Raw genomic sequence first — 18,465 nt, forward strand, 5'->3', positions numbered from 1 at the left:
TGTGAGGAAAACCGAACAGCCAGCCTTGACCGCCGAATCGAGATGCTGTGCATCGACCTGGGCGCCCATCAACTTGCGTAGCGGTTCGAGGAGCGCGGAAGGCTTGTAGTCGTTCCAGGTTCCGGGAGCCTCTTTCCAACTCAGATTGCTCTGCAGCCTAGTGACGAAGCCTCATGTCCATCGTCGCGTCAGCTGCGGCCGCCACCGTACCGTCCGCTTCAAGGACACCTGCCAACATCAGATCCACAGCGGTCTTTGCCGCATCGAGACTTGGGTACTGGGTCTCCTCCGTTGCGCCGGCTCCGAAAAGCGCAGTGGCCCAGGTGAGCTTGAGAATCCGCAGGCCTTTTGGTGTGAGGGTCACGGTGCCGTCGGGAGAGGTGCTGATTTCTTCGGTCATGGTGTCAATTCCTGGTGATCTTTCGTACAAGCCTACGCCCGAACGAGAAGGCGTCAAGTCGCGAAAAAGGGGAGATGCTCCCCCGGTCGGGTCGTTTAGGGGGCCAACGGGGAGGCCTGGCGCGATATGGTGGAAACGTCATCTGCCTCAAGACAATCCATGCCCTCCGTACGAAGCCCATTCCACAATCGCATCTGGCATTCGCCGACCTTTCTCACCGCTGCAAAGCGCGAGTCCATCCACACCGCCTACGCGGTCGCGATCGTAGCCGCTGCCACCGCATCCGCATCTCTCGCAGGCGCCGATTTGTATGCGTTCAAGACGCAGACCGCGGTGGTCGTGAATGGTTTCGCGGGAACTGGGCTGCTCTGGACCCTTTTGACGGCCAAGACCGGCGCAGGGCAGGAAGGGGGGCTCGCGCGGCAACGCGCAAACCTGCTGTTCGCCTACATGGCGCTGCTGCGCGTGCCCACGCTGATCGGCTGCATCCTGTTTGCAGTGGCTACCCGGCGCACGTGGTCGGATCCGGTGGTGGACATGCCCGCAGTGGTGCTGATCGCATCGGTCCTCGTCATCGCAGGCCTGTACGGCGCGCAGCGCGTGGTGTTGACCAAGGGGCGCAAGGCATGCTGAGCACCGACTACGAACTTGAGGGCAGGGCAGCGCTCGTGAGCCTCCCCGTGGGCCCTGCCGGAGCCATGGAACGTGTTCTCGTGTGCATTCACCAGAGCGACGGCGCCACGCTGGTGGTGCTGAACGATGCCGGCGGCATCGTGACATCGCTCGCGATCTTCGGCGACATCTCGGAGAACTTGCCTCGGCAAGTAGCGTTCAGGGAGGTCGGTGAATTCGCGCCGCTTTCGCGCTCCCAGGCTGGCCTGTTACTGGGCAGCCTCAGTGCTGGAAAGCACGGCCCACTGACCATCGCACGCGCAACCCTTGCGTTGGGGAAGGGCGTGAGCCACGTGGCCGCCCTCGAACATGCAGTCAGCGTGTCGAGGGCCTGCTCCGCGCTGGCCAACTCGCTCCCAGGCCTGATCCAGATGAGAGGATTGAACGACCACGCAATCAACAACGTCGGCTATCAGCTGGCCGCAGCCTGACCGAAGGTGCCAACAGCCGCGCCGACCAAAGTGACATCTATGCCCACCAAGTATCGGCCCATGGACCGCACACTTCTCCGTCTGGCCGCTCTGCGAGCGATGCTTCACACCGGCTATGCGGTCACAGGCTTCATCGCAGCGGCCGCACTCGTCTCGCCGTATCAGCTGGGCCCGTTCGGATTCTGGGTCCAAGTGTGCATAGTCTTCATGGGCTATTGGATTACCTCGAATCTGTTGGCTTATTGGGCAGCGCGGACCGTGTACCGCCAGATTGGCACGAGACACCCTCTTCGGGCCGACTTGCTTGTAGCGCTCATGAAGCTTTTCAGAGTACCAGCGCTTCTTGGCTGCGCGGGCATCGCTCTTGCATCTTGGCAACGCTGGTCGGAACTTGCTTTGGAGGCGCCGGCCTCTGTATTGCTGACTGCGCTTGTGGCATTTGGAAGCCTCTATTGGGCTGAGCGCAACATGATTTGCGATGGGCCTTAGATAGTGCCCGAGAACTACTTACTCCAGCCGAGCATGCGCTGCATGCACACCTTAAGCGCTAGCACAGTCCCCTGCCTCGATCGTAGAATGCTGGTCAGCGTCACGTACCCCGTGAAGTAGCGCATGTTTGCGCACCCCGACCGCACCTGGGCCACCAAGTCGCAGTCAACACTGCTGCCCTTTGGGCAGATCTGACCCCGTCGGATATCCCATCCCCACGTCGTTCTGACTGGCCCGCCGCAAGCTGGTCCTTTCACGTTCCCGAGCTGCCCCTGTCTCCAGGCGCGCGGCAAACCACCACCCATTGGGACCTGTCCCATGGGCCAGGTCCCTCCATTTTTTGGAGAACCTGCATGCGTCCTCAGTTGGACCTCATTTCTCAAGCGACCCACGGCATTTCCGCGATTCTTGCGGTCGAGTCTTTGGTTCCTGGCAGCTACGGCTACGAAAACGATGACGTTGGCTGGCACGTGGAAGCTGATCCTGGCGTCGAATCCCGAACGCTGCTGGTCGATGGCCAAGCAGTGCTCCGAAGCGTTCGCACTGGCGCGGAAAGCATGACCGTCTCGGTCTTGGCGGACCTGCCGCCCGACATTGCCCTGGTGCTGCAGGCCCTGGGCCAGGAAGCAGATCAGCTCACCCTGACCGAAGAGGAGTTCGACCATCGGACTTCCTGCCTCGACGGAATCTGGTGCACCTGGTCACGCTTCAACCGCGCACGGCCGGGAGAGGCGACTGCACTCACATCAGAGGTGCTCGCACTCGCGCAAGAGTGGGATCGCGCCCGCCTGGCCTGCTTCAATGGCTCGGCCAATGGCGCAGTCCTCATGGTCGCGCTTGAGCAGCGCCTAAGCAAACTGGTCAGCAGCGGGCGCGGGCTGACCAAGGTCATTCTGCATCCGGACCCCCGCGGTTCGGCTTTCACCATCGAGGTGGAAGGCGTCGAGCACCCAGCAGAGGTGAGGGCGCTTGGGCGCAGTTGGTCGGTGGGCAGCAAGCCGCCTATGGGCCCGGCTGCGACCACCGCAGAAAAGCGTGGTGTGCCCAAGGTGCGCGCTTCCAAGTACGCGGTGCGGCCGGCCAAGGTCGACCCCGCTGTTCGCGATGCTCTCGCGGATGCGAGCATCGATGGCACGGAGGTCCGACTCGCTGGGCAACTCGACAGCCGGCTCTACGCCAAGGTCAATGCCTTGCTCATCGAGCTCGGTGGACGTTGGCATACCGGCAGGCAAGCGCACGTCTTCGACCATTCGCCGAAGGACAAGCTTGCCGCCATTGCAGAGACAGGCACGGTGCTCACACGCAAGTGCTACGAGTTCTTCTGGACGCCACCGGAGCTCTCATCACGCCTGATCCAGCTGCTGGACCTCAAGCCTGGCATGACCATGCTTGAGCCGCACGCAGGGCAGGGTGCTCTGGCCATGGCCGCAGCCGAAGTCTTGGGCAAGGATGCGATCACCTGCTACGAGCTCATGCCAGAGAACGTGTCGCACCTGCAGCGCCTGGGTTTCAGCATCGAAGGACCGGCGGACTTCCTGGAGGTCAAGCCCGGCAAGCTGTACAGCAGGATCGCAGCGAACCCTCCGTTCTCAGGAGGGCGAGACGCGGTCCACATGCGGCATGCTTTCCAGTTCTTGGAGCCTGGCGGCCTGTTCGCAGGCATCACGTCAACGCACTGGGTCAAGGCCAAGGACGGACCTAGCAGGGTGTTTGCACAGTTCGTCGAGGAGCATGCTGTCCACGTCGAGGAACGGCCTGCAGGGGAGTTCTCTGCGGCAGGCACGGATGTGCCGACCATGCTTATGGTGCTCAAGCGCCCGAACGAAACGGCCCACGCCTCGGCGAAGGTGACCACCGCTCTCCGCTTCGAGCCAGCCGATCAGCTGGCGCTCTTTGGCTGACAAGCCAGATCAGAAATGCCCGGGACTCTCGCAGTCCCGGGCATTGTTTTTTGACAGCTCCAGCTTGTCCCGTCGCCGGCTGCTGCCACTGACAACGCCATCAAAGGTACTAGCGGAGCAGCACGATCACCTACACCGCCGCCGGCCGCAGGTACCCCGAACAGGGGCGTCCAGTATGCGTGGCCAGGAAGCCATTACCCGCGTTTGGCTCTGACGTAGAGCTGCTTGAGCCCGGGGCCCGACGGTGGGCGATCCTCCAGCTCGAGAACGTCACTCATGGACCGGACCAAGTCGGAAAGCTTCTTGAAGCCGTAAAGGCGCGAGTCAAAATCCGGCTGCAGTTTCGATAGATATCCGCCGAAAGCGCCCAGGTGAGCCCACCCAGCGTCGTCGCTGGTCTGCTCAAGGGCAGTCAGGAGGAATTGCTTGGGCACCTCGGGTTTGGGCACGACCTGGTCAACCACGATGGCTTTGCTGGCGGCCACCGCAGGGGCCTCGCTCTCCGCGGCCGCAGCCGGCGGTACCAGGTCATTGCCGGGCCGCAGGATCTCTGTCAGCACGAAGCGGTGGCAGGCGTTCCGAAATGCCTCCGGTGTCTTGCTCTCACCGAAGCCGATCACCTGAAGGCCTTCTTCCCTGATGCGCATGGCCAGGCCGGTGAAATCGCTGTCGCTTGTGACCAAGCAGAATCCATCGAAACTTCGCGTGTACAGCAGATCCATGGCGTCGATGATCAGCGTGCTGTCGGTGGCGTTTTTGCCCGTGGTGTACGCGAACTGCTGCACCGGTTTGATCGCATGGCGCTGCAGCACTTTCTTCCAGGCTGCGCTGTGCGGGGAGGTGAAGTCGCCGTAGATCCTCTTCACGACTGCTTCACCAAGGCCTGCCACCTCGGTGAGCAGGCCATCGATGACGGCAGCCTGCGCGTTGTCCGCATCGATCAGCACCGCCAAGCGCATGGAGTGGTTGTCTGCCTCGTGCCTCACGGGGTTTCGGTTCTGATGGATCATGGTGGTTAGCGTCTAGGTAGTGCTATCACGGAACCTCTACTGCACCCTCCTGCTAGGTCCGCCGTGCCCGAACAAGTAAGAGCTGGACAAGAGGGGCTGCAGGCCAATTGGGGCCCAGTCGCAAAACCGGGAATAAAGGTAGCGAGCTGTCGAACAAGCCGCAGTAATCTTGGCGAGGTGTCGAACAAAAGGTTGGAAAGCTAGCAACAGACTTCCCGGTTGGAAAGCTGACAAGGTATCGGCGGAAACAGCAGCAAAGCTAGTAACGCGTCGGCAAAACAGCCCTCGTTGACCTTCGGGTGTGCGAAATCGCCCTAAAGGTCTTGTTTCCTTGCGGTGTCTTGCGAACGCCTTGCATCACCCTTCGCTTTTTCTTGTGCCGCGTTCACATCGGCCGCGAGCTGGGTGCCTTCTAGTTCAACCGAAAGTACGACCGTCGGCAGCTGATTCAGGCCAGCAACTTTGGCGGTGGGCTGCATGCGCATTTCCTCGATCTTTAAAGACTCCGAAGGACCAGCCACCTTACAGGTTTTGATACTGATATCGGCGCTACTGTCCGGCTTGAACGTGTTCGACTTGCAGTCGAAGGCAACTGGTTTGGCATTGTCAGCCGTGAGCTTTTCTTCCAGCGCAGATTGCAGGGCGTTAAAGGAGCCATCGACGGTGGTCTTAAAGTTAAACACCTCGCCCTTGTCGTTGACAGACGCCATGAAATTTCGCTTTCCCCCATAGTATTCCATGTCGAACATGTAGGTTTGCCCTGAAATCTTTTTGGCATTCTTTATCTTTGAGATGTTCATGCCAATCGCGAGATCCTTCAACGCAATATGTTTGTCCACGAATGACTTGTTTGCCGCGGCTGCGGCAGGGGCCTCAATGGTTGCACTATCTGAACAGGACGACAACACGAAGCTCAATGGGGCCAGTAGAATCAATGAGGAAAATTTCAGCATCTTTAGTTTTTAATCAAGTAAACCATTTTCCAATTTTCAAACGAAACTACAGCGGCGTTTATCTCAAAGCTTTCCATCGCATTTGAATACAGGGGCTGAATTATCCGGGACGGTGGTCGTGCAGGAAATGACGCCACCTCTTTTCAGAATAAATTGATCGACCTTCACTCCATTGCTATTGGTAGTTTTAATTGACGTAGAGGCCTGCATAAGTTCGCTCAGCCGCTGCTGAGCGTCGTCCCGAATGGTCGAATCCCATTTTTCAAGAGCAGTCGTTCGCAAAGCCTGCACGGCAGTCGCACGTTCAGCGCTCCTCTTACTTTCCCACAAACGAATGTCAGGGTGAGTAGGGTTGTCAATTGCAACATCACCTGCTGAGTTGCACAGCTCTTTGTTGGCGATATGGCCGCGTGCCTCTGGAAGTCGTGTGGGTGGCTCCGCCAGAGCGGCGGCGAGATCGCTAACTACTGACACATAGCGTTGGTGAAGCGGAACACGTGACGCGTGTACAGCAGCCTCATAAGAGTCGACGAACAGAGACGGCTTGTCGTGGCCGTGGGCGGCAATCTTCTGCATTGCCCACTCGACTTGGCGCTTACATACAGCCGCCTTCTGGCGCTCATCCCGCTCGAGCGGCGTTTGACACGCTGTTAACGCGAGCAGTGGAAGAACAAGCATTGGTGCGCTAACTATCCGCTTGTGAGGGGCTTCAAATCTGATGGAAAACTTCATTAAATGGGGCTTAGCAACTTGCTTATGGATACTTTTCGAGAGGTGCAATTGTCAGATTGCACAACTCGTAGAAAGGGAAACATCATCCCTAATTTGCTCTCATTAAGGACGGTCGGGTGTGAACTCGGCGTAACCTGGAGCGCCTGGAGAACGCCCTCTGGTGAGCTCTGCAATAATATGCTCTTTATGCCTTGCTCTATCGGCGTTGAAAGCTGCACGCCTCTTTTCATCTCCGCTCTCAATCATCGCACTCACCAGAACACAGGAAATGAATGCAATTATCAAAAATGCTACGAACCAAAATATCCCTGACGGAAATGCAAGCATGTATATCGCCACGAGTACCAAACCAGTAACCCCAATGGGCAACATCGCGCTCGACCCTTGGAACGTGGCGTTGGGGAGGTAGCGCTCAGCCCTTTCATCCAGCACATTGGCGGCGCCTGTGACGACAGATTGGGCCTTGGCGATTTCCAGCTCCTCGCTTGTGGAGGGGGGCTTGCCTGGAAAGCTGAGTAGCCAGTGGTAAGCAGCCAAGTCAGTTACCACGGCGTGTATGGTTTGTCCCGCCTCGAACGTTAGCTTGACAGTGAGCTGCGTGTTTATAGATTCGACAGAAGATCCTGCAGACGTTGTCGTTTTTGCTCCTGTAGTGCCGCCGACTAACGCACCGACGCCGCCAGCCACTAATCCGCCTACAACCGCTCGGCCGAGGACACCAGTCGCATTCGATGTTGTCGTAGCGTAGCTGGTCTGGGACACCACTGAAGTGCTCGAATCAAGAAGGAGATCCACGCCGGTGAGCTGGTCAAGACGTTTGCCGTCGATGAGGTGTGGGCCATGTGTACCGAACATCCGCGAGAAGGTGAAAACGCTGCCGTTCTCATGGTCGACCGGTCGAATCGAATTGCTGTGCTGGGTCATGGCCGCTGGATGTGGATTGGATGTGAGATCTTGTAACGCAGAGCATAGCTTTGCTTGACGCACTCCGGTAGACCTGAATGGGCTATTCCCGTAGCGTCGGAAAGCGGAGTTCATTGGGGGCGGGTGGTCTCGGCGCATTGTTGGGCCTCGCATTTCAGCCACATGTAGCCGAAGGCAGTGGCACTCAGCTATTCGGCGATCGCTCAGCAGTCAGCAGGCTCGCCTGGGACGCTGGAACCTAAGAGGCTTGCGAAGTTGCCACCGACGGTCACTTGAAATCTGAGAACGAACCAGATATGATATTTAGTTAATTAGCTAACTATTTAACATAAGATAGATCGTATCTATTGATGTATCAAACCAGATAAATTTTAACAAACGAGCCAGCCTGGTGCTTCCGCGCACCAAGCACGATCGAAGCCCAGCTATCTGGCTACGCTAAGAGGTCGCGCCGTTTCCGCGTTGGTCTACGTTGTTGTCACCAACGTGGTCGCAGACTTCCCAACCCGCTCCCCACGCTTCGACAGGTCGATGCCAATCACTTGAATTTCTTCAACGCCCGGATGCGTGTCGGCCACGGACTTCCAATGCGTCTGCAGCGCTGCGATCAGCGTCGGGAAATCCACGAAGCTACCGTCAGGCAGTGCCCATCTCTGCTTCACTCCTCGCCACACCAACAGGTAGATTCCGAGGCTGGCCGCCTTGTCCCGCAAATAGTCACCAGCGAGTTGCCCTTCAAGCCGCTCAAACAACTGCGGGCCCGTCCAGTTGTCGGCAATCTTCAATTCAGTCGGGACAGCGCCCGTGAACGTCGAACAAGTCCACCGCAGGTCGGGACGTTTACCGTCGGGCAGTTCGTGCTCCTGCGGAATATCGAAGCGGCCATGGGCGTGCTGGCTGCACCACCCTGCGATCCAGATGCGCAGTTGCGTCTCCCGCTCCGTGAGGATGACCACCAACGCGAGGCTGTGGTCACCGTCCTCCGTCTCGCTTTTCAGGTCGATCAGACGGCTCACCGCCAGGTCGAACAGCTCGCGGTGGCTGGCCGGTGCACGGTCGTACTTCTCAGCAAACTCGCGCACCTGCGCTTCGTTCCATGCGTCACGTTCGCTGTCGGCTTGAGCTTTAGCAATCGTCTCTCGCGCCATCCACATGCGGTACTCAGCACGCGGATGCTCTTGAGCAAGGCCGTCCAGCGCCAAGAAGGCCTCGCGCCCAGGAATTTCTTTGAGCAGCCGCACGAGGTCCTCCCTGGCTTCCTGGGCGTCATCGCGAATGGCGGGTGAGTAAACCCCCTTTCCAGAGCGGTCGATATCGTCGTCAGCCCGCACATGCTCATGGACTATCAGGTACAGCCGCTTCAGCACCTTCGGCGACCGGTACGCGCCGCGCATGCGTGACAAGGACCGCCGGTTTCCCAGCAGGTGGGACACATACTGCATCGCGAATTCGGTCCGCTGTGGTGCGTCGCCCATCAGCGTTAGGTGACGCTCAACGGCGTCAATAGCGGGGGTTGGGTCTGCACTGGTCCACGCTGCTGCCCACAGAGCGCGGTGCAAGGGATTGCCAGCGCCCATTTGATGCTGGGCCAATGCCGCGATGGCTTCATCGGGAAGATCCGACACCTGGAGGGTTGCCAGCAGATCTTCCAGCAGCTCGATGCGTCCTGGCGATTGCCTGGACAGCAAGTCAAAAATGTCCTGCGCCAAGTAGGGCGCAAGCCACTCTCTGCAGTGGCGAACGCGAGCAATCACATATTGGTTGGCAGCCTCCGTACCCATCATCTGAAGTTCAAACTCGATCTCAGCAACCAACATGCCTGTAAGGGCTTGCGGGTGGGCAGCAAACAGCGTGGGAAACCAATCTGGGAACCCATTCAACTCCTTCAAGGCGTATCGGAAAGCCACCTGTGCCTCTGCTGCAGAGAGCGACTCCATACACGCCTCGGCCTCTGTCGCGTAGACAGTCAGACCTGCCAAGCCGAACAGGTCAGCACTCGGCATTCTGTTCACCTCTGCACCTTCAGATAGCAGCTGTGGCACATGCTTGCGCCAAAACGCTACCATGCCATCCCGGAACGCAAGGGCCACGGCCGCGCCGAACTCGGCCTCCAGGCAGCGCCAGTCGGCTCGCGTCCAGCGCGAGTGATTGCCCTGTTCCGTCTCGCGCATCACCTCGAGCAGGAACTCCTGCTCCTGACTAACGTGGGAAGGATCGACTCCACCCGCGTTGCGCAACGATTCCAGTTGGCTGTTGAGCCATGCTGCATTTTCGCGGCGCTGCTGCCGGGCCAGTTCCGCCCTCTCCATTTGGCGCTGTGTCCACTCGGAATTCTGCCGTTCCAGCTCTTGAAGCGCTGCGTCTGGTTCGGGAGGTGCCTCAAGCTGCTGCAGGCGCGTCGCGAGCACCTGGTTGTCATAGGCGACTTTCTCCAACCGCTCTTGCAGAGCTTGAGGCCGCCCAGCTTGCACAAACAGCGAGTAAGTGAGCTCCAGTGCCATTCTCTGGTCCTCAACGATCTCACTTTCGAGAATGGCGCCAATGCCCCGATCAAAGTCGTGCGCGTCCCATCCTACCGGGTGCATCAGCGCCCGGGCCAGCCAGGTGTCCACAACCTTGCGTTCTGACCGCAGGCGTGCCACAAGGTGCCAGAACCACGCCCATTTAAGGTCCGGCCAGGCCGTCACCAGCTGCGGCAGATTCATCTCTCTTACGCCTGTAACCTCCTGGTCGTAGTGGGTGTCCAGTACAAGCACGTGCAGGGCCCCTACTGCACTCGGCCTGAGCGCAGTCTCGTGACGTTCTTGGATAAGCCGCTTCAGCAAAGCTCCTACGGGCCGGCGCAGCCACCGGTGGCGGATCGAGAGGCTGTAGTCGCTCCGATCGAACAACGGAGGTTCGAGCACCAGCTCGTATAGCCGATCGAGCGCACTTGGGATCAAAGCCAAGTCAATTCGCTCAAAGAACTGTGTCGTTGCGCCCGCCAAGCCCGTGGTGCGCTGCTTGTCGGTATCTGCCAGGCGAGGAATGCAGTCCATCAGCCATTGAAGAGTCGCGGCGTCAGGCTTTGCCACGAGGCTCACCAATTCGGCCATACAACGACGGTCCAAGCCACTACCCTCCGAGGCGAATTCGCTGCGAACCAGTGCCATGTCACTCACGGTTCCGACCGCATCCACCGCCCGAAAGGCCGCGCGGCGAGCACCCGAAGGAGCTTCGGCTGACAGAGCGATCTCAAGCGCCTCGGGAAGAGCGGCATCAATTCGCCCCTGCCACACCATGCCCATGAGAAAGCCGGCGACTTCCTCCCGACCCTTGTACTCCCTGGCCAGCCTTCGCACTGTCTCGGAAACATCCGAGGACGCAAAACGCTGGATGGCGCTGAAGGTGGCTGGCGTGTGGTTGGATAGACCGGCAGCCAGCTGATTGCATACATCAGTCAAGACGGCGCTTCGCACAGCGGTCGGGAGCTGCACCGGATCCCCGCCTTCGAACAAGATCTCAGGAGCAATCTGGTGCACGCGCGCAAGGATGCGCCGGTCGGATATGGCCAGCCAAGGCAACAGGGGACGCAGCGAGGGCGCAACTACCTGAAGCCCGTATTGAACGCGAAAGAAGAGATCTTCGACCCGGCGGCGGGAGACCTCTTGCTGAAGCAGCCTGCGGAACCAGTGCGCAGCGAGATACTCCAGGACAGATCGGTGATGGAAGCGGACGGTGCCATAGACGTCCGGGTCAAACAGCGAAAGCTGCAGCAACCCAGCGATTTCTCCGGCATCCCATCCCAGCACGTCGCGAGCGTTTAGCCCTGACCCGGACCGATGCCCATCGGGAACCTGGATGTTTTGCTTGCGCGTGAGCACAAGGGCGGCCGCGAGCGTCTCCACCCCCTCTTGCGCGCGGGCTTGGGCAAGAGGGCGCGCTACCTCGCGGTCCTGGCTGTCCTGCAAGCGACGCTGAACGCTTGAGGACATGAGTTCCAACCGCGAGCCAATCCGCCCCTTCTCCTTCCAGAAACCCACCAGCTCTTCCAGGTCTTGAGGGCGCTGGGTGAAAGACCATGCGTCAGCCCGTTGGATGGCCTCCAGGAACGGAGTGATCTCCCCGATTCCCGCTGCGGCAGCATAGACCTCCACTTGCGAGGAGGTTAGTGGCTCCAGCCTGACCACCTTGAATTCATCAGTTGACTCCGTGGCCTGGCCGGGCTGCACGCCGTGATTTTTGGAGTGAGCGAACAGTCGATTGCACAGGTCAAGATCCGACCTTGGACGCCACGCCGACGGCCGACCCGTCACCACAATGTGCGTGCGGTCCAACGCCTTGGCGGCCTTCGCACTGACCTTGCGCACCGCCCTCTCGAAATCCTGCGGTGAGCGCAGCCGCGACTCGTCGACAGAGTCGAGCAACAACCAGCCGGGCTCCTGGGTTGCCAGCCATGCTTCGAAATCGTCGATGTGTCCGACGTCGAGGGCAGTCTCGAAGCCGTCGGCCACATGCTCAAGTCTGAGAAAGAATGCCGCCCTGCCCTCGCCGCGCAGCCGGCGTGCTACCTCCTGCAGCTCCCAAGTCTTGCCCGAACCTCCCTCCGCCAGCATGACTACCCGGCGGCACTCAAGCAACGCGGACAAATAAAGGGTCTCACTACCGGGCTGAAGTACGTATCCATCGCCACCCCGCCCAGGTGCTTCAAGTTCTCGGAAGGTGCGATGCAGTTCAATGTACATACGTCGCAAGGATAGCGAGGGCAAGCCAGGATCCGGCTGAATTTCGAGCCAACACCTCACGGGCTTGGACCAACCCCAGTGCGCCGATAGAATGGCCGGTCATTTCTCACGGTTTCGACCGAGGGAGTCTCCGAGCTGAGGAGCAAAAACAACCAGCGCCCTGCCCTCGCCTTCGCGGGAGCTTCACTACCAGGCAGCGGACTGTGGTCCACCTGGTCGACATCGAAGCATCAGGCTTGATCGCCTGCAGTCGACGTCACTTTGGGCCCCAGGCCCACTCATTCAAACCCACCGGGACACCAGATCCCGTCGGGATGGTGCTCTCGGTACACCTTCAAGGAGAGCACCATGGGTGCAACCGTCAGTACGGGCAAGCAAGCCTTCGCCTTCACCGCGACCGATAGCGGAGAAACCATCTACGTGCTCCACGAGCAAACCTACGAGAAGAACGTGTTCCCGCACACTCCTCGCTGGTCGTGCATTTCGATCGGCCCCATCGCAACGGTTCTTCGCCGGATATTCGGCATGGCTGCAAATTGCGTCAGCGGAGCCCTGCAGGTGCGCGGCGGCCGCGACGCACCGGAGCACTACATCGCGGACTGGCTCAAGCAGCTGGCCTGCCCTCTCCAACAAGAGGACCAACCGGTCCAGCTGCGCATTGCCAAAGGATGGGATCAAAGCATCCCGGCCGACGACGCGCCCAAGGTGCTCGCCCATCTCGTCGCAAACGGACGCGGTGAGTTGGCACAGGATCTTGAAGCCGGCCTGTGCTTCCTGAGCACACTCCACGCTGAAAGCAAGCTCGTTTCCTGCATCTACGGGGACGGGCCACTTTCGCCCTGGCGGATCATCACTTCCATGCGCGCGGGCGGCCCGCGGCCGGATCTGGGCTACTCCCCTTCCCTTCAAGGACCTGCGGCTACCTCGCGGATCCCGGCATTCCTCAAGGTCGATGGCGACACCCGCCTGGTCCAGCAGGATGACGGCAGCTGGCGCAGCGGCGGTTGGGAGTACCAGCTCTTGGGCCAGTTCGTGGAAAGCCTCTGGGCCACAGAGCTGACACATCCCGGCAGCTACGCCCGCTCCATTCGGCGGTTTCGCGAAGCAATCCAGTCGGCTCCCATGGTGCCGCCTGGAACCAAGGTCATCGTTGACCTCTCGGTAAAGCTGGACAGCGTGTATCAGCGCCAGTGCTGCGAAGAAATCGGGAATCACCTTCCCGCAAAACGCACAGGGTCCACGCTCGAGGTGGACCTGCCGTCGCAGGCGTCAGAACTGTGGCGCCTGACCAGGTTGCCAAGTGCGTGCGCCACCTGGCTCCCCGGCAACTTCAAGCCGGTGCTGCAGGTGCAGGGCGATCTCTTGGCGGCCTGATCGACGCAAAGATGACTGCCGTTGTGGCAGTCGCGTAGCTGCCTCATGGAGGCCGCAAATTCAACACTTACGAAGGGCACCTCCTGCCTTACCAGGAGGGCGCCCTTCGTCCTCCACGGAGAAAATTCACATGAAATTAGGCAAGATGTACCCGCGCGAGTGGGGAACCGTCAACGGCCTCCCTAGCATCGTTTGGCAGCGGGCCGGGGTGCCCGCCCTGGGCGAGATGGCAACGGTCACCGAAACCCGCGTCTACGAGAGCGAGGAGGCCAGGCTTGTTGCCTACTATGGCCCGGTAAAGTTGTTCGCCAAGGACGGCACGCTAGCTGGTGTCTTCTACTGCAAGCCCTCGACGCGGCGCGGGGCAGTCATGAGCATCACCATTCTGCCCAAGCAACACCCGGCGCATTTGCGCACCTGTGTGATGGTCACCGGCGCCGACTTCAACAAGGCCTACGCCAGGGTGGTCAAAACCATACTGGAGGCATATCGACTGCCGGTAGATGGCGAGATGCATGCAGCGATGCTGGCGACGGCTTCTCTGTTCTTGAAGAAGAACCACCTCAAGCTCATCGAAGTGCGCTACGAAACGGCTGTTGAGGTTGAAGACGCTGCACCATCGCAGTAGGCATCAGGGATCAAGCGAGAGCGATTGTGGAGCCTGTGGGTTCCACAACGCTTTCCAGAGCTGCGCTATCGCACACCAGTGCATAGCGGGCTATGGAAAGCGGAGACGCCAACCCCAACAGCACAAGCTCCGTTAAACATGCGCGTGTTAGTAAACACGCCCATGTTTACTAACACGCCCATGTTTGCTAACATGGGCGTGTTTAGCAAAGGTTGCACATGCCAAGCCATCTTCACAGTACGCGAGCGCTCCACGCACACTCAAAGGTGGCCAGTTTCTTCAGGAAAGAGGGACTTGATTTCACCGAGCCCTCCCAGGCACCTGGTTACGCCGATATTGATGGTCAGGTGATCAAAGGCGGCCGGCGATACGTGGCCGAGATCAAGACTCTGTCTGAGGGTCGCTCTGACCGCGTGATCCCCCTCCTCTCACAAGCCATCATTCAGGCGCAGCGGTACGCAGCAGACAACGCAAACAGCAGGCCTCTGGCTGTGCTTTACGTTGAACATGCACCCGCTTCAATGTTTGGAACCGTCGCTCGCTTCTTGGATAAATACCGGCCGGACGCGGCAATAGCCGTCGTCACGCCTGAAGGGTTGGGCCTGTTGCGCTGGGAGGACGGGAGCCAGGTTTCGACGGGAGTGGCCCCGGGCGAACAGGTAACTTCTCAGAACCTAAGGCGGCACTCGGGTGCGATAGGATCTGCGCCCACAAAACCTTTCAACTTGTTTTCGGACCTCAATCAGTGGCTGCTCAAGGTTCTCTTGGCGCCGGAAATCAACGAAGGAATGCTCGAAGCGCCGCGGCAACAATACAGCTCGGGGGCTGAACTGGCCAATGCCGCAAACTGTTCGCAAATGAGTGCATCGAGGTTGCTGCAGCATCTACGTCAGGAAGGGTTCCTTGATGAGGAGCACAGGTCATTTCGAATTGTGCGCCGCGCTGAGTTGTTCGAGCGCTGGAGAGCTGCGAACATGCGAACACTGCCCGAGTTGCCAATGCGGTTTACCGTCCGCATTGGCATTCAGCAGCAGTTGAAGAAGCTCCTTACCTCGGAGACTGTGGACACCTGTCTGGGTCTGTTTGCGGCTGCGGATGCCCTGGGAATGGGACATGTCAGCGGCGTGCCGCCGTATGTGTACGTGCGAAAACTGCCCGGTTTTGCCAACAACAGACACAACCCAGCTTGGGCAGGGGTGACTCTTTTACCCCCAACAGACGCTCCAGACTTCATAGTGCGCCAGCCCATAGCGCCCGACTCGACGTTCAAGGGCGCCGTTCACCGCGACGGCTTTCGCTGCACGGATGTGATTCAAGCCTGGCTGGATGTCTCAAGCCACCCCTCACGCGGACAAGAGCAGGCGGACCACATTTTCCAAACTGTCCTGCAGCCCCTCATTGGTAAGGCAGACAAATGAACGACCTCGAATCCTTTGCAAAGCTGGTCCAGGCGTTGGACCCCTGGCGTGCTCATCTGATCTTCGTGGGGGGTTGGGCACACCGCTTGCACACCCTCCATCCGAACGCAAACAAGCTGGATTTTCAGCCGATCTTTACTAGGGACACCGATCTGGCGTTCGAAAATGATGTGCCATTGGCTGGGAGCATCAAGGCGGCTTTGCTGGCCAAGGGGTTCAAGGAGGAATTCTCAGGAGAGGCCAGGCCACCCGCAGCCCACTACAAGCTTGGCAGCGAAGGTAGTGGCTTCTACGCCGAGTTTTTGACTCCAATGGTGGGCAGTGGCACCAAGCGCGGCGGGGAGCCAGACACCACCATGAAGGCAGCCGAAATCTCAGCGCAAAAAATTCGTCACCTCGGTATCCTTCTAGTGGACCCATGGGTGATGACGGTGGGCCCAGTGAACGGCATACCCCTGGATGCTCCTGTGGATCTGCAGGTGGCCAATCCACTTTGCTTCATGGTGCAAAAATTCCTCATCAAGAAGAAACGTGCTCCTCGCAAACATCACCAAGACCTTCTCTACGTGTTCGACACGATCCAACTGTTTGGCCACATGCTCCCCCAATTCAAAGAGAGCTGGGAGACGGTCGTGGCCCCGGCTCTCGACGCCGGCGAACGAAAAACAGTGCTCCAGGAATGCACTGAATCGTTCGCTACTCTCACCGACGCGATTCGAGGCGCTGCAAGCATCCCCCAGGATCGGAAGGTGTCTCCCGAAGAACTACGAGCGACATGTGAGTTTGCGTTCCAGCAAATTCTTGGCGTCAGTGCTCGAAAAATCTGAGCTGCGTCAGCTCCGCCAATCGGTAGATGCGAAGTGACCTGAGAAAGACGACGCTTCTACGAGACCTTCTCTCATCCTAGCCGGCGGCCGACGCTTTGCGCACAGGTGCCGTCAGACCCTTGGACCAGTTCAAGCCTCGATTGCGAGGAACTTTCGAGCTCGTCAAGGAATGATGTGGCTTGCCTGTAGGCAGACCACAAACGCCTGGCCTCATCGGCCAGCTGCTCTCGCATGACGCCATCGCTCCAAAGGTCCGCTGACTCGCCTCCACCCATTCTCACCAAACGAAACACGCCCAGCGTGGAACCGTAGGGAGCGACATCTGGATCTAATCCCATGTTTCGCAAAACGCAGTAGGCCATGAACCGAAGGTCTCGGCGCAGGTGCTTTCTGCCGTGACGCAACCCGTTTTTGCCATAGAAGGCAAGGGCATATTCACCCCGAACCAAATTCGAAAGTGAACGCATCTCCGGGTAGGTGGCTTGCATTGCCTCGCCCGCCTCTGGCATCTCACGCACACGTACAAATTCGTCGTAGAACCAGCCCTGAGAGGCGCTTGCGACAACAGGGGTGGCACTTGCGCAAGATTGCTTCAGTATCCAAGAGATCTCTGCATCGGGCTCACATTCATCAAGCCACGCTGATTCCAGGGCGTTCAGCTGATCAATCGCCGCCCACAGCCGGCATCCGGTTTCGAAGCTTTCCATGTCGAGAGCGAATGGAACCTTCGATCGGAGCCATGGAACGTCATTGCCCTCCGCTTCGACCTGCGTGAACGATGGCAACGCCAGCCCAACCAAGCCCTCGAAGTCACTAGCTCGGACACAGTTGGACGGCCGGGTCCAAGGTTCGCCGTCGACCTGCAAGTTCACGCCCAGCGCCAAGCGATGGCCATCAGTTGCAACCAGTTCAACCGAAAGATCTTGCCTACCCTCCGAGAAGAGTCGGTAGCCATCCCAGATAGACGCGTCCTCTGCAGCACCACGCTCCGGATGCGCCCGTTCTGTGCGAACGCCAAGTCCGGCCTGCCGACTCCAAGGATTGCGGAAGTCGACTTCCACCAAATTCTTAGGGAGTTCCTTCATGGCGAAATCGTTCGTACTGGATCGGCTCCAAAGTGCGAGCGCTGATGCCTTGAAGTCGCTTGTTGATCCGAAAACGAGCGCATGAGCCAGGCCCACTTCCGGCCATCTCCAGCCATAACCCACCAGAGCACCATCGGTGCCCATGAACTGCGTAGGGCGAAGCCCAACAGGCCATGGGTGAGGGAAAAACCAGCTGCGATCCACGAGCAACTCGGTCTCCATGACAGCGCCAGCGATGACCTCCTGCTGCAGTTCGTCGAAGCTGACTCCTGATTCAGCTGTCCAGCATGACGACGCCACGTCGAATGCAATCTCGGCAGCCCACTTGATCCTGATCCGACCCTTGTCGAGAACAGTAATCTCGTCCCACTGGCGCCACGCTTCCTCCAGCCCAACACTGCGCCTGGTGCTCCAGATTTTCAGTTCTTCCCTCTTAGATTTGCCGAGTTGGCTGAGTGAGGTGCGCAGCGACATTGAAGTACCGATCCAGGCCGCATACACGCCGATGAATGCAGAAAGCAAGCCAACATAGCCGGCGGCATACATCCGCCAGGCGATGACACCAAGCAGGCGCCAGTCCGACCTAGGTAGATCGCCTTCGGTGGCCATGCAACCGCCTTCCCGGCTCAGCACCGAAGGCCACGAACCGTAGCCGAAGCCCACGGCGAAGCATTCTTGGAGCCGCGCTTCGTCCATTTCGGCAAACTCGGGTTGCGACGCGAGCTCCATCAGGAAGTTTCCTACCTCCCCATTGCTGAAGTCCTGCGCAGATACGGGCAATGCTTTTTCAAGCAAAGGCAGCGCCGGCACCAATATTGGATGCTGAACCAGTAGAGGTGTTCGGAGAGGCATGATCAAGACAGTGTAGCGACGCCACTCCAATCCCGAAAGCCGTCT

15 protein-coding genes are annotated in these 18,465 nt (G+C 59.2%); 8 read left to right on the forward strand and 7 right to left on the reverse strand.

Annotated elements, in window-relative coordinates:
* Positions 1–157: 157 nt before the first annotated feature.
* Complete coding sequence (locus ACSQ9E_RS32770) at positions 158–400, reverse strand: hypothetical protein (protein ID WP_436220292.1); 243 nt, start codon at positions 398–400, stop codon at positions 158–160.
* Positions 401–559: 159 nt separating this feature from the next.
* On the opposite strand from ACSQ9E_RS32770, the gene ACSQ9E_RS32775 reads away from it, so the two are divergent.
* The 4 genes from ACSQ9E_RS32775 to ACSQ9E_RS32790 all read left to right on the forward strand — a co-directional run bounded on the left by ACSQ9E_RS32775 (position 560) and on the right by ACSQ9E_RS32790 (position 3,893).
* Positions 560–1,033 carry a hypothetical protein gene (locus tag ACSQ9E_RS32775; RefSeq protein ID WP_436220293.1) on the forward strand — a complete coding sequence of 158 codons (474 nt, stop codon included), beginning with the start codon at positions 560–562 and terminating at the stop codon, positions 1,031–1,033.
* The gene (locus ACSQ9E_RS32780) at positions 1,027–1,503 is read left to right on the forward strand and encodes a hypothetical protein (RefSeq protein WP_436180336.1); all 477 of its coding nucleotides are present in this window, start codon (positions 1,027–1,029) and stop codon (positions 1,501–1,503) included. The genes ACSQ9E_RS32775 and ACSQ9E_RS32780 overlap by 7 nt, the downstream gene beginning before the upstream one ends.
* Positions 1,504–1,563: 60 nt before the next feature.
* Positions 1,564–1,992 carry a hypothetical protein gene (locus tag ACSQ9E_RS32785; protein ID WP_436220294.1) on the forward strand — a complete coding sequence of 143 codons (429 nt, stop codon included), beginning with the start codon at positions 1,564–1,566 and terminating at the stop codon, positions 1,990–1,992.
* Positions 1,993–2,345: 353 nt separating this feature from the next.
* A complete protein-coding gene (locus ACSQ9E_RS32790; protein WP_436220295.1) occupies positions 2,346–3,893 on the forward strand; it encodes a hypothetical protein in 1,548 nt (515 codons plus the stop codon).
* 194 nt (positions 3,894–4,087) lie between these two features.
* On the opposite strand, the gene ACSQ9E_RS32795 is transcribed toward ACSQ9E_RS32790, so the two are convergent.
* The 5 genes from ACSQ9E_RS32795 to ACSQ9E_RS32815 form a co-directional block, all read right to left on the reverse strand.
* Positions 4,088–4,903: an NYN domain-containing protein gene (locus ACSQ9E_RS32795; protein WP_436220296.1), complete on the reverse strand. Its 816-nt coding sequence runs from the start codon at positions 4,901–4,903 to the stop codon at positions 4,088–4,090.
* A gap of 314 nt (positions 4,904–5,217) precedes the next feature.
* Positions 5,218–5,856, reverse strand: a complete 639-nt coding sequence (locus tag ACSQ9E_RS32800; protein WP_436220297.1) for a hypothetical protein — start codon at positions 5,854–5,856, stop codon at positions 5,218–5,220.
* Positions 5,857–5,919: 63 nt separating this feature from the next.
* The gene (locus ACSQ9E_RS32805; protein WP_436220298.1) at positions 5,920–6,588 is read right to left on the reverse strand and encodes a hypothetical protein; all 669 of its coding nucleotides are present in this window, start codon (positions 6,586–6,588) and stop codon (positions 5,920–5,922) included.
* Between the two features lie 102 nt (positions 6,589–6,690).
* Complete coding sequence (locus ACSQ9E_RS32810) at positions 6,691–7,512, reverse strand: hypothetical protein (protein WP_436220299.1); 822 nt, start codon at positions 7,510–7,512, stop codon at positions 6,691–6,693.
* Positions 7,513–7,979: 467 nt separating this feature from the next.
* Positions 7,980–12,236 (reverse strand): NACHT domain-containing protein, encoded by a 4,257-nt coding sequence (locus ACSQ9E_RS32815; protein WP_436220300.1) that lies wholly within the window; start codon positions 12,234–12,236, stop codon positions 7,980–7,982.
* A gap of 348 nt (positions 12,237–12,584) precedes the next feature.
* On the opposite strand from ACSQ9E_RS32815, the gene ACSQ9E_RS32820 reads away from it, so the two are divergent.
* From ACSQ9E_RS32820 to ACSQ9E_RS32835, 4 genes are all read left to right on the forward strand, one after another.
* Positions 12,585–13,610 (forward strand): hypothetical protein, encoded by a 1,026-nt coding sequence (locus tag ACSQ9E_RS32820; protein ID WP_436220301.1) that lies wholly within the window; start codon positions 12,585–12,587, stop codon positions 13,608–13,610.
* A gap of 130 nt (positions 13,611–13,740) precedes the next feature.
* A complete protein-coding gene (locus ACSQ9E_RS32825; protein ID WP_436220302.1) occupies positions 13,741–14,238 on the forward strand; it encodes a hypothetical protein in 498 nt (165 codons plus the stop codon).
* Between the two features lie 266 nt (positions 14,239–14,504).
* Positions 14,505–15,656: a hypothetical protein gene (locus tag ACSQ9E_RS32830; protein WP_436220303.1), complete on the forward strand. Its 1,152-nt coding sequence runs from the start codon at positions 14,505–14,507 to the stop codon at positions 15,654–15,656.
* The gene (locus ACSQ9E_RS32835) at positions 15,653–16,483 is read left to right on the forward strand and encodes a GSU2403 family nucleotidyltransferase fold protein (protein ID WP_436220304.1); all 831 of its coding nucleotides are present in this window, start codon (positions 15,653–15,655) and stop codon (positions 16,481–16,483) included. The genes ACSQ9E_RS32830 and ACSQ9E_RS32835 overlap by 4 nt, the downstream gene beginning before the upstream one ends.
* 71 nt (positions 16,484–16,554) lie before the next feature.
* Here ACSQ9E_RS32835 and ACSQ9E_RS32840 read toward each other — a convergent pair whose 3' ends face one another.
* Positions 16,555–18,378 (reverse strand): hypothetical protein, encoded by a 1,824-nt coding sequence (locus ACSQ9E_RS32840; protein ID WP_436220305.1) that lies wholly within the window; start codon positions 18,376–18,378, stop codon positions 16,555–16,557.
* Between the last annotated feature and the right edge of the window lie 87 nt (positions 18,379–18,465).

Origin of the sequence: Acidovorax sp. LjRoot118 (assembly GCF_964253575.1) — a bacterium.
Lineage (GTDB): Bacteria > Pseudomonadota > Gammaproteobacteria > Burkholderiales > Burkholderiaceae_C > Acidovorax.

Bases quoted from the DNA above. Each gene is read 5' to 3' on its own strand.
- ACSQ9E_RS32770 (WP_436220292.1), bottom strand. From the start codon at position 400: ATGACCGAAGAAATCAGCACCTCTCCCGACGGCACCGTGACCCTCACA.
- ACSQ9E_RS32775 (WP_436220293.1), top strand. From the start codon at position 560: ATGCCCTCCGTACGAAGCCCATTCCACAATCGCATCTGGCATTCGCCG.
- ACSQ9E_RS32780 (WP_436180336.1), top strand. From the start codon at position 1,027: ATGCTGAGCACCGACTACGAACTTGAGGGCAGGGCAGCGCTCGTGAGC.
- ACSQ9E_RS32785 (WP_436220294.1), top strand. From the start codon at position 1,564: ATGGACCGCACACTTCTCCGTCTGGCCGCTCTGCGAGCGATGCTTCAC.
- ACSQ9E_RS32790 (WP_436220295.1), top strand. From the start codon at position 2,346: ATGCGTCCTCAGTTGGACCTCATTTCTCAAGCGACCCACGGCATTTCC.
- ACSQ9E_RS32795 (WP_436220296.1), bottom strand. From the start codon at position 4,903: ATGATCCATCAGAACCGAAACCCCGTGAGGCACGAGGCAGACAACCAC.
- ACSQ9E_RS32800 (WP_436220297.1), bottom strand. From the start codon at position 5,856: ATGCTGAAATTTTCCTCATTGATTCTACTGGCCCCATTGAGCTTCGTG.
- ACSQ9E_RS32805 (WP_436220298.1), bottom strand. From the start codon at position 6,588: ATGAAGTTTTCCATCAGATTTGAAGCCCCTCACAAGCGGATAGTTAGC.
- ACSQ9E_RS32810 (WP_436220299.1), bottom strand. From the start codon at position 7,512: ATGACCCAGCACAGCAATTCGATTCGACCGGTCGACCATGAGAACGGC.
- ACSQ9E_RS32815 (WP_436220300.1), bottom strand. From the start codon at position 12,236: ATGTACATTGAACTGCATCGCACCTTCCGAGAACTTGAAGCACCTGGG.
- ACSQ9E_RS32820 (WP_436220301.1), top strand. From the start codon at position 12,585: ATGGGTGCAACCGTCAGTACGGGCAAGCAAGCCTTCGCCTTCACCGCG.
- ACSQ9E_RS32825 (WP_436220302.1), top strand. From the start codon at position 13,741: ATGAAATTAGGCAAGATGTACCCGCGCGAGTGGGGAACCGTCAACGGC.
- ACSQ9E_RS32835 (WP_436220304.1), top strand. From the start codon at position 15,653: ATGAACGACCTCGAATCCTTTGCAAAGCTGGTCCAGGCGTTGGACCCC.